This window comes from Mesorhizobium sp. LNHC229A00 (assembly GCF_000502415.1).
Classification (GTDB): Bacteria; Pseudomonadota; Alphaproteobacteria; order Rhizobiales; family Rhizobiaceae; genus Mesorhizobium.
In genome coordinates this window covers 545996-558141 of the sequence record NZ_AYWQ01000003.1, presented here as the reverse complement: position 1 = coordinate 558141, position 12146 = coordinate 545996, and the positions used below count along the sequence as shown (strand labels likewise).

Annotated in this window: 11 protein-coding genes and 1 pseudogene; 3 read left to right on the top strand and 9 right to left on the bottom strand. The window is 61.3% G+C overall.

The features are described from left to right. Positions 1 to 21: 21 nt before the first annotated feature. From X742_RS160105 to X742_RS160110, 3 genes and pseudogenes are all read right to left on the bottom strand, one after another. Positions 22 to 621 (bottom strand): NADPH-dependent F420 reductase, encoded by a 600-nt coding sequence (locus X742_RS160105; RefSeq protein ID WP_023771331.1) that lies wholly within the window; start codon positions 619 to 621, stop codon positions 22 to 24. Between the two features lie 31 nt (positions 622 to 652). Beyond that, positions 653 to 1403 (bottom strand): annotated as a pseudogene (locus X742_RS01000000169875) (glucose 1-dehydrogenase). 48 nt (positions 1404 to 1451) lie between these two features. Next, the gene (locus X742_RS160110; RefSeq protein WP_023771330.1) at positions 1452 to 2186 is read right to left on the bottom strand and encodes an SDR family oxidoreductase; all 735 of its coding nucleotides are present in this window, start codon (positions 2184 to 2186) and stop codon (positions 1452 to 1454) included. 228 nt (positions 2187 to 2414) lie between these two features. Here X742_RS160110 and X742_RS160115 point away from each other — a divergent pair, with 228 nt between their 5' ends. Beyond that, positions 2415 to 3311, top strand: a complete 897-nt coding sequence (locus X742_RS160115; RefSeq protein ID WP_023771329.1) for a LysR family transcriptional regulator — start codon at positions 2415 to 2417, stop codon at positions 3309 to 3311. A gap of 64 nt (positions 3312 to 3375) precedes the next feature. Here the strand turns inward: X742_RS160115 and X742_RS160120 are convergent, their stop codons facing one another. The 6 genes from X742_RS160120 to X742_RS160145 all read right to left on the bottom strand — a co-directional run bounded on the left by X742_RS160120 (position 3376) and on the right by X742_RS160145 (position 10009). After that, the gene (locus X742_RS160120; RefSeq protein ID WP_023771328.1) at positions 3376 to 4116 is read right to left on the bottom strand and encodes a ribonuclease activity regulator RraA; all 741 of its coding nucleotides are present in this window, start codon (positions 4114 to 4116) and stop codon (positions 3376 to 3378) included. Positions 4117 to 4139: 23 nt separating this feature from the next. Next, positions 4140 to 5303 carry a mandelate racemase/muconate lactonizing enzyme family protein gene (locus X742_RS160125; RefSeq protein ID WP_023771327.1) on the bottom strand — a complete coding sequence of 388 codons (1164 nt, stop codon included), beginning with the start codon at positions 5301 to 5303 and terminating at the stop codon, positions 4140 to 4142. A gap of 33 nt (positions 5304 to 5336) precedes the next feature. Next, positions 5337 to 6599, bottom strand: a complete 1263-nt coding sequence (locus X742_RS1000000176715) for an ABC transporter ATP-binding protein (protein WP_023771326.1) — start codon at positions 6597 to 6599, stop codon at positions 5337 to 5339. Between the two features lie 10 nt (positions 6600 to 6609). Then, positions 6610 to 7500, bottom strand: a complete 891-nt coding sequence (locus X742_RS160135; RefSeq protein WP_023771325.1) for a carbohydrate ABC transporter permease — start codon at positions 7498 to 7500, stop codon at positions 6610 to 6612. Then, positions 7497 to 8456 (bottom strand): sugar ABC transporter permease, encoded by a 960-nt coding sequence (locus X742_RS160140; RefSeq protein WP_023771324.1) that lies wholly within the window; start codon positions 8454 to 8456, stop codon positions 7497 to 7499. Before X742_RS160140 ends, X742_RS160135 begins: the two co-directional genes overlap by 4 nt. Before the next feature lie 74 nt (positions 8457 to 8530). Then, on the bottom strand, positions 8531 to 10009 hold the full coding sequence (locus X742_RS160145) for a sugar ABC transporter substrate-binding protein (protein WP_031240557.1): 1479 nt from the start codon (positions 10007 to 10009) through the stop codon (positions 8531 to 8533). Between the two features lie 184 nt (positions 10010 to 10193). On the opposite strand from X742_RS160145, the gene X742_RS160150 reads away from it, so the two are divergent. Next, positions 10194 to 10904, top strand: a complete 711-nt coding sequence (locus X742_RS160150; protein WP_023771322.1) for a GntR family transcriptional regulator — start codon at positions 10194 to 10196, stop codon at positions 10902 to 10904. 56 nt (positions 10905 to 10960) lie between these two features. After that, positions 10961 to 12127 carry a mandelate racemase/muconate lactonizing enzyme family protein gene (locus X742_RS160155; protein ID WP_015319195.1) on the top strand — a complete coding sequence of 389 codons (1167 nt, stop codon included), beginning with the start codon at positions 10961 to 10963 and terminating at the stop codon, positions 12125 to 12127. Positions 12128 to 12146: the final 19 nt, after the last annotated feature.

Below are 12146 nucleotides of genomic sequence, written 5' to 3'. Positions count from 1 at the left end.
CCGGTGGGCACGTCGTGTTCGTCAGTCGAACTTGACCAGGTCCTTAAAGATCAGATGACCCCAACTATTTCCGCGCGCCTGGACCAGCAGCCCACCTTCCGAAAGCCCGCCAAGTTTGATCGGCGAGAAGCCGAGATTTTCCGCGAGCGTACCAATCTCCGCTGCGGCAGCGTTATCGTCGCTCGCCAGGAACACGACTCTCTTGCCACCATGCACTGCTGGATCTTGGTCAAGGGAGGCAGCGATCAAATGGTTGAAGCCCTTGACCAGTCGTCCACCAGCGAAAGCCTGCGCGATGAACTTGGAAGAAGGCTGTCCTCCCAGGTCCTCGGGGGGCACGCCGTAGGCATTGGTCACATCGACGATGGTCTTCCCCTTCCAGGTGGACAGCGCCTTCGCGACATCCGGATGCGACTCGAAACGGACTGCCAAAAAGATGATGTCCGCCTTGACCGCGTCCGCCAGCTTTTTGGGGACGATCGTAGGCCCGATCGCGGCCGCGTCGGCCGTAAAGCTTTCCGGGTCGCGCGTGGTTGCGACGGATACCTCGATACCCTTGCGAGCAAATGCCTTGGCGAGGGCTCGGCCGATATTGCCGAAGCCGATAATTGCGTAGCTCATGATGTTTCTCCGATCTTGTGTGGTGCCGAGGTCAGACCTGGGCCATGCCTCCATCGACGGCGAAATCCACGCCGGTGATGTAAGAGCTTTCGTCAGAGGCAAGGAACGTGACGGCAGCCGCGATTTCCTCTGGCTTGCCCCTGCGATCCATTGGGACCTGTGAAGCAAACTGGGCGGCCGCCTGCTCGGCTTGCTCGGGGGTAAGGCCCGTCGTTGTCGCCAATGCCGGGGTCTCGATTGGTCCGGGACTCATTGAATTCACGCGAATTTTGCGATCTTTCAGCTCCAGTGTCCAAGCGCGCGCGAAGTTTCGCACCGCCGCTTTACTCGCAGCGTAGGTGCTGAACCCTGGCAGCCCCAACACGTTGGAGACCGAAGAGGTCAGAATGATCGAACCGCCGTCACTGAATAGTGGAAGCGCCTTCTGTACCGTGAAAAACAGCCCCTTCACATTGACATCGAAGGTCTGGTCAAAATGGGCCTCTGTCGCTGCGGCGAGCGGTGCGATTGTCCCCGCTCCCGCGTTCGCGAAGAGAATGTCGATGTGGCCGTGTTCCTCTTTCACGACCGCGTAGACCCGGTCCAGATCCTCCAAGCGCGACACGTCGCCTGCGACCGGCGTAACGTTTCTCTCGATGAAGGCTGCGGCCTCCTTCAGCTCTGTCTCTCGTCGTCCGGTGATCACGACGTGCGCGCCTTCTTCAACGAAGCGCTTGGCTGTCGCCAACCCGATCCCTGGTTCCGCCGGTGATGACAGCGACCTTATCTTGTAGCTTTTTCATGATCTTTTATCCTTCGTTGTTTGGGCCAGGCGCGGGAACGCACCGGCGTCAGAGTTGCGCCAGGCCGCCGTCGACGGCGACCTCGCTGGCGGTCATGAAGCTGCTGTCCGACGACGCGAGAAAGGCAGCCACCGCCCCGATTTCCGCCGGATCGGCCATGCGCTGCAGCGGAGTGATCGAGGCGAAGGCCTTCTGTCCTTCCTCGCCCAGCGCTTCCTTCGCGAGTTCGGTCGCCGTCGCCCCGGGCGACAGCACGTTTACGCGGATGCCGGTGCCCTTCAGGTCTTCCGCCCAGCTCCGCGCGAGGTTGCGCACTGCCGCCTTGCTCGCGCTGTAGGCAGTGAACCCCGGGGCGCCCGTGGTGCCGGCGCTCGACCCGGTCAGGATGATCGAACCGCCCGGGCCCATCAGGGGCAACGCCTTCTGGACCGTGAAGATCGTACCCTTCACATTGGTGTCGAAGGTTTCGTCAATGTGCTCGGCGGTGATCTGGCCGAGCGGAAGCGGGGCTCCAGCCCCGGCATTGGCGAAGACGATGTCGAGGCTCCCGCGCTCGGCCTTGACCGTAGCGTAGAGCCGGTCGAGGTCGGCCTCATCCGAGACCGAGCCTTTCACCGCACGGGCATTGGGTCCGAGGTCGGCCACAGCGCCATCGAGCGCTTGCTGCCGGCGGCCGAAGATGAAGACGAAGGCGCCCTCCTCGACGAAGCGCTTTGCAGCGGCGCGGCCGATGCCGGTGGCGCCGCCGGTGATCACTGCAGTCTTTCCATTCAGTCTGTTCATGTCGTGCGTCCTTCGTTTCGCCATCTCGGGTCTTTGGCTGTGCGGTAGGTCAACCCGAGAGCCTGAAGATGGGATCGCCGAAGTCGGGCGGTGAGTGCGGAATCGTGCATATCGGTGGTGCGAAAACGATCCAGCCAGAAGATTGAACGCCGCACCGGCCGCGCGCATGACAGCTCAGCGTGCTAGAATGGGCTTCGGAAGGCGCAGCTGGCGGCGCGGGAATGCACCATGATTGACTGGGATGACGTTCGCTACTTTCTTGCCGCCGCGCGCGGAGGCTCGGTACGGGCCGCCGCCGAGCGCCTCGGGGTGTATCACTCGACCGTGCTGCGACGCATCGCTCAACTCGAGGAACGCCTCGGGGCGCAAATGTTCGAAAAGCTGCCATCGGGCTACCGCCTGACGGCTGCGGGCGAGGAGGTCCTCGAACTCGCGAACCAGATGGAAGCGTCGTCGCACCAGCTGGAGACGCGCGTCTTCGGTCGCGACCAGAGCGCGCGCGGGCTTTTGCGGGTGACAGTTCCACCGTTCCTCGCCACACACCTGCTCATGCCGGATCTCGCCGACTTCGCGCGTATGCATCCGGACATCGAGATGGAAATCTTGACCACTGGCGAGGTGGCGAATCTGACTAACCGAGAGGCCGACGTCGCGATCCGCATTGTCGCCGACCGCAAGACCCTGCCGCTCAATCTTCACGGCCTGAAGGGACCGGAGGTGTTCAGCGGCGTCTACATGTCTCGCAATCGACTGGCCGCCTTGCGTGCGGGCACGCCTGATCCCCTCCGGTGGATCGTAATAGACGATCATGGAATTCCGGACTGGGCGCGCGAGGGAGAAGTTCACGCCATCGGAGCTCCGTTCAGGACTCCGGATGCCGAGACGCAGATCATCGCGGTGCAGCAAGGGATCGGGATGACGAAACTGCCGTGCTTTGTCGGAGATATCGACCCCCTGCTGGTGAGGGTGCCGGGCGCCAACCTGCCCATGCATGGGACACTCTGGGTTCTCACGCAGGGGGAGACACGCAAGACGAAGCGCGTTCGGCTTTTCACGGAGTTCGTATCGCGCAGGCTCGCCGCCTACGCTCCGCTCATCGCGGGACTGTCCGTAACGCGTGACTAACGCCCGTCCGAGACCCGGCGGTTCGCTTGCCCTCCACGAGAAATTTCGGGGTCTCGATCGTCCATCAAAATTTTGGGTTGGTTGCCCGCCAGGCCTCGTACTCTTCGGTCGCACTTGGGTGCAGCGGATAATAGCGTTGCAACGAGCCGCCCTCCATGAGCTTCATGCGTGAGAACTCCTCCCAATCGTGATGCTTCTTGGATTCTTCGATCACCTTCGCGGCCATCGCAACGGGCAGCACCACCACCCCATCATCGTCGGCGACGATGATGTCGCCGGGGATCACAGTGACACCGCCGCAGGCAATCGGAACGTTGACGGCATTGGGATAGATGCTGGTTTGAACATGGTAGTTGGGCGTCCAGCCGCGCAGCCATAAGGCCAGATCGAGCTTTTCGACATTGGGCCGGTCGCGCATGCAGCCGTCGATGACGATACCCGCGCCGCCTCTGCCCTTGAAATACGTCGACATCATATCGCCGAAGACGCCCGAACTCATGTCGCCGCGCGCATCGACCACGACCACATCCCCCTCTTGTGCGTGGTACAGCACATGCCGGTGCAGCTGTGTTTCCGGATCGGCATATTCTCCCTCGTTGAAAAGATCGGGCCGTTGCGGCAGGAACTGCAGCGTCAGTGCCGGCCCCACGATCGATCTGCCGTGGTTCTGCGCCACCGGGCCGACCATATGCGGATTGCGGAAGCCCATATGGCCAAGCGTGCCGGCAACCGTCGCGGCGCCGATCTCCTTTAGCGCGTCGATCAGATCCTTCGGCGGCCGCGTGATGTCGGAAATGTGCGTCATTGTGGACTCCGATTGAAAGGGAACTACCAGTTCGTGACAGAACCATCGCGGCGCTTGAGGTGGGGCGCTTCCCAGAAATGGAAGCTCTGCGCCTGGACGGCCTCTTCGTTGACCTCGACGCCGAGCCCCGGCAGATCGCCCACCGGGTAGTCGGGGCCGTCGAGCCGTGGTTGCACCGGGAAAAATTCGGAATTGTCGAAGCCAAGCCTTGCTTCGGGAGCCCTGGTCTCAAGCCACGCGAAGTTGGGGACAGCGGCGGCCAGATGCACCGTCGCGGCCGTGCATACTGGACCAAGCGGATTGTGCGGCATCAGGTCCACATAGTGCGCCTCGCTCCAGCCGGCGATTTTCATCGCCTCGGTGAACCCGCCGACATTGCAGATATCGAGCCGGTTGAACTGGTGGATGCCGCGCTCGATGTAGGGCAGGAACTGCCACTTGCTGGCAAATTCCTCGCCAATGGCAAAGGGGATGTCGGTCATCGTGCGCAGGGATTCGTAGGCTTCCGGCGTCTCGTCGCGTATCGGCTCCTCGAGAAAATCGAGCACGCCGCGGTCGAGTTTGTTGCAGAAGCTCGCCGCCTCCGCCACCGACAGCCGATGATGATAGTCGATGCCGAGGACGACATCGTTACCCAGCGCCCGGCGCGCCTTGTTCAGCATGGTCGCGGTAGCGCCGATCGACTCGCGTGGCTCGAACACGTCCCTGCTGTTTTGCCCCACGGGAAAGAAGCGGATCGCCTGCCAGCCTTGTGCGCGCAATTCGCGGGCCCGCTCGATGGCAACATCGCCCTCGGCCTCGTCTCCAGTCGAGGCGAAGGTGGGGATCCGGTCGCGCTGTTTGCCGCCCAGCAGCTCATGGACCGGCACCCCCAGCGCCTTGCCCTTGATATCGTGAAGGGCGATATCGATGGCCGAAATGGCCGCCTGCAGAACCCGCCCACCTTCGAAATACTGGCTGCGATAAATCTCCTGCCAGATCCGCCCGATCTGCATGGGATCGCGGCCGACGAGAAACTCGCGATAGTGCTCGATCGCGCCGGCCACGGCCTTCTCGCGGCCGCTCAGGCCGCTCTCGCCCCAGCCGAAAATGCCCTGGTCGGTCTCGACCTTCACCAGCATCTGATTGCGCGTTCCCACCCATGCCGGATAGGATTTGATCGCCGTGATCTTAAGTTTCGTAGTCATCCACGCCCGCGTCCCACACGCATCCGCCCTGTCTCAGTCGGCCTCGAGAGCCATCTCGGTCTCACCGTCGAACAGATGCATCCGCTCCTGGTCGAACTCGAGCCAGATCCGCTCGTCGGGCGCGACGGCAACGTTGGGCGGCACGCTGACGTTGACGATGGCACCGGACAGGAACGCCTGCACGAAGGTGACGTCTCCGGTTGGTTCCACCGTGTAGACCTTGGCCGGGATGCTGCCTTGCACCGAGCTCTTGTGGAGCTTGATCGTCGAGTGGCGTGCGCCGAGCACGATTTTCTTGGTCGTTGCCCTCGTGACCTTCTGGACGTTGCGCGGCGAGAGTCCGAGGCTCCAGCCCTCCGCGCTGGTCAACACGGTGTTGCCGTTTGCCGTCGATGTCTCCAGCGGAATGAGGCTCATTGCCGGGCTGCCGATGAAGCTGGCGACGAACATGTTCACCGGATGGGCAAAGACCTGCGCCGGTGAATCGTATTGCTGCAGGAAGCCACCGTTCATCACAGCCATCTTGTCGGCCATGGTGACGGCTTCGAGCTGGTCGTGCGTCACATAGATGATCGTCGCCTTGAGGTCCTGGTGGAAGCGCTTGATCTCGGACCGCATCTGTACGCGCAGTTTCGCGTCGAGGTTGGAGAGCGGCTCGTCCATGAGAAACACGGCGGGATCGCGCACGAGCGCACGGCCCANGACGGCTTCGAGCTGGTCGTGCGTCACATAGATGATCGTCGCCTTGAGGTCCTGGTGGAAGCGCTTGATCTCCGAGCGCATCTGTACGCGGAGTTTCGCGTCGAGGTTGGAGAGCGGCTCGTCCATGAGAAACACGGCGGGATCGCGCACGAGCGCACGGCCCAGCGCCACACGCTGCTGCTGCCCGCCCGAAAGTTCGCGCGGCTTGCGCTCGAGCAGGTGCGTCATGTCGAGCACGCGCGCCGCTTCCTTGACCTTCTTGTCGATCTCGTCCCTGGGCAGTTTGCGCATCTGTAGCGGGAACGCGAGGTTCATGTAGACCGACTTTTGCGGATAAAGCGCGTAGTTCTGGAACACCATTGCGATGTCCCGGTCCTTGGGGTCGAGGTCGTTGACCACCTGGTCGCCAATGAGGATGTCGCCCGATGTGATCGGGGTCAGCCCGGCAACGAGGTTGAGCGTGGTTGTCTTGCCGCAGCCTGAAGGGCCGACAAGCGCAACGAACTCGCCGTCGTTGACCGTCAGTGAAACATCGTTGACCGCCCTGAAGCCGCCATAGGTCTTGACGAGATCTTTGAGGACCACGTGGGCCATCGGCAACTCCCTAATGCTTGACCGCGCCTTCTGTCAGGGCGCGTACGAAGTATCGCTGCAGGACGAGGAACAGCACCACGACAGGCACACTCATCATGAAGCTCGCCGCCATCAGGCCCGGAAAGTCCGTGGTGTTTTCCGAGAAGAAGCGCTGGATGCCGACCGGCAGGGTCAACTGTTCATTTTTGGAGAGGAACGTGTAAGCGTAAATGTACTCGTTCCACGCGCCGATGAAGGAATAGATCGCGGTGGCGATGATCCCCGGCGTCGAGAGCGGCATCACGATCATGATGAAGGCCTGGAACCGTGTTGCCCCATCGATACGCGCCGCCTGCTCGAGCTGCACCGGGATGTTGTCGTAAAAACCCTTGAGCAGCCAGATCGCCAGGGGCAGGCCGAACGTGAGATAGGTCAAGATCAGCGAGCCATGCGTGTTCACCAGCCCGATCGCGCGCATCAGGATGAAGAGCGGCACGAGAAAGATCACCGCCGGGAACATGTTGCGCAGCAGCACGGCGAAGAACAGGAAGTTCCGGCCGGGGAAGGTGAAGCGCGAAAACGCATAGGCCGCGGGGACGGCAACGATCACCGAAAGGATTGTCGTGACGGTCGACACGAACAGGCTGTTCCAGAAGAAGCGCAGGAAGTCCTGGCCGACGCTGTTCTGTGGATCGAGCAGCTTCTTGTAGCTGGCAAGCGTAGGCTCGTTTGGCCACCACTGCGGCGGGAATTGCGTCGCCGCGAAGCCGGACTTGATCGAGGTGATCAGCATCCAGATCATCGGCACCGCAGTGTAAATCAGCATGAACAAGAGGAAGATGCGCCCGGCCCAGCGCCATCCGTCGACGCGCATGCGGCGATGGGGCCTGCCTCGGGAGGTTGTCTCCGCAAGCCTGCTCATGTGCTCCCCTCTTTCCGCTCATTGCCGCTTAGCGCCCGGACATAGAAATAGCCCAGCGTCATCAGGATGAGGAACAGGAGCACCGAATAGGCCGATGCCACGCCCCAGCGCTGGCGGCCGAAGGCGAGCTCGTAAATATGGGTTATCCAGATATGCGATGCGTTCGATGGTCCGCCTGCGGTCATGATCCAGGGGATGATGAAGGAATTGAAGTTGGCCACCGCGAGCAGCAGGATCGTCACCACCGAAACGTTGCGCAAGTGCGGGAAAGTGACGTGCCAGAAGCGCTGCCATGCACTGGCCCCGTCGACCTTGGCGGCGCGCAACAATTGCTCGGGGACCGTCTGCAGGCCGGCCATCATCATGATCATGGCGAACGGAAACTCGCGCCAGATATTGACGACGATCAGGGAGGGCAGCACCGTGCTGACGTTGTCGATGAAATTGGGTGGCCGGTCGGTCAATCCGAGGCCGACCAGCACAGCGCCGATGATGCCGAAATCCGAATGGTAGATCCACTTCCAGATATAGGAGGCGGCAACGGCGCTGATCACCCAGGGGATGATCAGGATGGCGCGCAGGACGCCGCGGCCGACAAAGTCTCGGTGCAGCGCCAGCGCCGTGGCAAACCCCAGGACAAAGGAGATGAAAGTGGATCCGAATGTCCAGATCAGGGTGTTCCAGGTTACTTTCCAGAACACATCGCTGGTGAGGATGGTGGTGTAATTGTTGAAGCCGATGAAGGTCTTGTCGCGGAGCTGCAGGCCAGGCGGCGTCTTATAGAACGACAGCTCGATCGTGTAGTAGATTGGATAGGCGATGACGACGAGCATCACGGCGATCGCCGGGAGCACGTATGCGTAGTCGGCGCGATGGGTCCAGATGTTCCGCAGCGCGCCGGACCTGCCGGGTTGCGATTTTCGGCGAGCCTCGGCCTTGCCGGTCACGATCGTCACTGTGGCGTGCCCTTTTTTCGGAACGAACCGGCCGCGCTCTCGGCGCAGCCGGTGGGTCGCAGGTCAGATTGGGACTAGAGCCCGCCCATCAGGTCTTTCACCTTCTTGGCCGCGTCGTCCGCTGCCTGGTCGACGGTCATCGCGCCGGTCAGGGCATTCTGCAGCATGTCCGGGACGATGATGTTCATAATTTCCGGGGATTCCGGCAGCGCCGGGAAGGGTATGCCATAGGGCAGCATCGAGGTCGTGACATCGAGGAACTTGATATGGTCCAGACGTTCCTTCATCCATTTGGTCTTGAAGCCATTGAGATTGCCCGGGTTCGAGCCGGCATAGGCCATCTTCAACGACCATTCAGGGCTCGTCCACATGCAGATCATCGCCTTGGCGGCCGGCTCGTCCACCTTGCCGCCCTCGACATATTCGGGCTTCAGGATGTGGATGTTCGAGCCGCCGAACACGACGGCGCGCTTGCCGTCGGGGCCAGTCGGAATCAGGCCGTAGCGCATGTTGTCGATGACGGTCTGCGCCTTTTCCTTGTCGGTGCCCGTCGCCTTCTTCTGCAGGTCAAGCATGACGTTGTAGTCGGACGGGTGCGAGATCATCATGCCTAGCTGGCCGGCGACGAACAGAGGCTGGTTATCGGCCTGCTGGTTGGTAAGTGCCGAAACCGGAACCGACTTGTCTCGGACATACATGTCGTATGAGGCTTCCAGCGCCGCCTTGCTCTGCGGGCTGTCGAGCTCCACCTCCTTGTAAGTCGGGTTCGCGGTGGCTTCGTCGAAGACGCCGCCGCCATAGGCCCACAGCTGCGGCATGAAGCGATAGGGTGTATTGCCGGCATTCTTGCGAGCCACGAGGCCGTAACCGGCAATGCCGAGCTTGTCGTGGATCTGCTTGGAATATTTGACGACGTCGTCCCAGGTTGCGGGAGCCTTGTCCGGATCGAGACCCGCACGCTTGAAGATGTCGGCATTCCAGATGAAGGCCATCGTCTCGTTGTTGGTTGGAACGCCGTATGTGACCCCATCCCACGTCACGGCCTTCATGGCGCCGGGCCAGAAATCCTCGGTCGAATAGCCCACATCCTCCGGCTTGAGCGGCTGCAGATAGCCTTTCGAGGCGAATTCGGTACCGCCCAGGATTTGCAGGCGCACCGCCATCGGCGCGGCATTGCCCAGGAGCGCGGTGCGGAATTTGTCGAGAAGGTCGTTATAGGTGAGGGCCTGTTCCTCGAGCTTGATGTTCGGATAGGTCTTGCGGAAAGTCTCGAAGAAATCCTTGTAGTACTGGCGCAGCAGGTCGGGATCGCCCTCGAACACGCCCTGATACCAGAAAGTCAGTCGCCCCTTGTAGTCCAGCGGGGTGACCTTGGCGCAATCGGCGGCCGTGTCGAAATCCTGTGTTCCCGCGATGGAGCGCACATATTCGGGCGACCATTTGCTGATGTCGACCGGTGGCGCAGCCATCGCCGATGTGGACATAAGTGATGCCGTCAAAATACGGACGACAGTGCCGCGCAGGACCGCACTGCCGAGCATGATCCTCGTCATAGGTATCCTCCCTGGTTCTCCGCCCTGCGATCGCGAGGATGGTTCTTGCAGTACGGTGTATCCTCTCGACCGCTTAGTACGTTTTCAGAACCTGGATTGCCTGTCAACGCACCAGATCGTACATTGTTTGTGGGAACCGTGCGTGATATCGGACAGACTGTGTATTAATTTGGGGAGCCGGCCCTTGGCCGAAACAGACGATTTCAAAGCAAAGCCACCTCCGGGGATCGACGCCATCGGAGCCTCCAGCGAGGGTGCCTCGCTTTACGAACTGATCAGGGAAGACATCATCGAGGGACGGCTCGCCGCCAACGAACGGCTTGTTGTCACCGATCTCGCCCGCCGCCACGGCACGTCGACCAATCCCGTGCGCGAGGCCCTGCAACTGTTGCGGGGCGAGGGGTTCGTCATCTTTTCTCCCAACCGCGGGGCGCGTGTGAGGCCCATCGATCAGGATTTCGTCCGCGATATCTACGAGATAGGAGTTCTGATCGAGCCAGCCTTGACGCGATGGTTTGTAGGTATGGCCACCGGCGAGGACATCGCCGAACTCGAACGTATCCAAGGCCTGATCGAAGAGAACAATTTCGCCGACACGTTCAGGCACAGTGAACTGGATACCGCATTTCACACGGTGATGTACCAGCGGCACTATAACCGCCATGCCGCCGAGCTCTGGTGGAAGCATCGCGAAGTGCTGCGAGCGGTGAGCCGGCGTTTCAATTTCACGCTCGCGCGGCGTGCCGCGATCATTCGTGAGCATCGCGAACTCATTGCGCTCATCAAGGCGGGGGAGGCCGACAAGGCGGCCGAACTCATCTCCCGCCATGTCGAGGGTTCCGGCCGGCATGTTCTCGAACAGATGCGTGCACGCAACGCCGCTCGGGCCGGATAGGACGAGGGGTCGGGTCTGGAACAGCGTGGTTGACCATTACTGAAAAGGCAGTTGAAATGAAAATCACGAGCGTTCGGCCGTGGCTGATCAAGTCTGGTGCTTCCTATTGGGGGGAATTCCTGTTCGTCGAGGTGACGACAGACGAGGGAGTGAGCGGCTGGGGAGAGATCACCACCACCACGAAGCTCGCCAACCGCGCCCTCTGCACGATCCTTCGACAGATCGGAGCCGCCGTGACAGGCGAAGATCCGGCGCGTATCGAATGCCTCTGGCACAAGATCTTCCGCGGCTTCACCTATATGGGTAGCCGCGGCGCCGCGGTCGAATGCGTGAGCGCGATCGACATAGCCCTCTGGGACATCAGGGGTAAAGTCCTCGGCAAGCCGATCTACGAACTGTTGGGCGGGCCGGTCCGCGATGAGATCGCGCTCTACACCCACCCCAACCAGGCCAAATTCACCAGCAAGGACGCTGTGGTGCGCGAAATCCTTGACATCGTCGAGTCTGGACATACTGCTCTCAAGTTCGACCCCTTCCCCCACCAGGGTCGCGATGCCGACGGTGTGTCGCGCGAACAGCGGGACGGCTATCTCGACGGCGGCATGACCCGCAAGGACGAACGCGAGGCTGCCGAACTCACGGCTCTGATCCGCGAAACGGCGGGTCCAGACATCGACATCCTCATCGATGCGCATGGCCGCTTCGATGTTCCGACCGCCATTCGCCTCTGTCGGAGCCTCGAGGAAGCCGGCCAGATCGACTGGTTCGAGGAGCCATGCCCGCCCGAGAGCCTTAACGCCCTCAAGCAGGTTCGCGAGAAGGTCAGTGCCGCTATCTCTTGGGGCGAGCGTGGCCACACAAAGTGGGATTTCGTGCCGGTTCTCGAGAACAAGCTCGCCGACTACATCATGCCTGACGTCACCTGGACCGGTGGAATTACCGAACTCAAGAAGATTTCCGCTCTGTGCGAAGCCTACTACATCCCAGTCTCGCCCCATGACGCCGCGGGACCGATCAACGTGGTTGCGGGTGCGCAGGTGATGATGACCGTTCCGAACTTCTACAAGCTCGAAACGTCGGAGTGGAATTTGGGCAAGTACGATCATCTTATCGACAAGCCGCTTGATGTTTCGAACGGTAGCCTCAAGCTCTCGTTGAGGCCGGGTCTCGGCATCGAGATGAACCGCGATTACCTGCAAGCCCATGAGATCGAACTGGGCTAGCAGCGTTATCGGCGGCATG

Bases quoted from the DNA above. Each gene is read 5' to 3' on its own strand.
- X742_RS160105 (WP_023771331.1), bottom strand. From the start codon at position 621: ATGAGCTACGCAATTATCGGCTTCGGCAATATCGGCCGAGCCCTCGCC.
- X742_RS160110 (WP_023771330.1), bottom strand. From the start codon at position 2,186: ATGAACAGACTGAATGGAAAGACTGCAGTGATCACCGGCGGCGCCACC.
- X742_RS160115 (WP_023771329.1), top strand. From the start codon at position 2,415: ATGATTGACTGGGATGACGTTCGCTACTTTCTTGCCGCCGCGCGCGGA.
- X742_RS160120 (WP_023771328.1), bottom strand. From the start codon at position 4,116: ATGACGCACATTTCCGACATCACGCGGCCGCCGAAGGATCTGATCGAC.
- X742_RS160125 (WP_023771327.1), bottom strand. From the start codon at position 5,303: ATGACTACGAAACTTAAGATCACGGCGATCAAATCCTATCCGGCATGG.
- X742_RS160135 (WP_023771325.1), bottom strand. From the start codon at position 7,500: ATGAGCAGGCTTGCGGAGACAACCTCCCGAGGCAGGCCCCATCGCCGC.
- X742_RS160145 (WP_031240557.1), bottom strand. From the start codon at position 10,009: ATGACGAGGATCATGCTCGGCAGTGCGGTCCTGCGCGGCACTGTCGTC.
- X742_RS160155 (WP_015319195.1), top strand. From the start codon at position 10,961: ATGAAAATCACGAGCGTTCGGCCGTGGCTGATCAAGTCTGGTGCTTCC.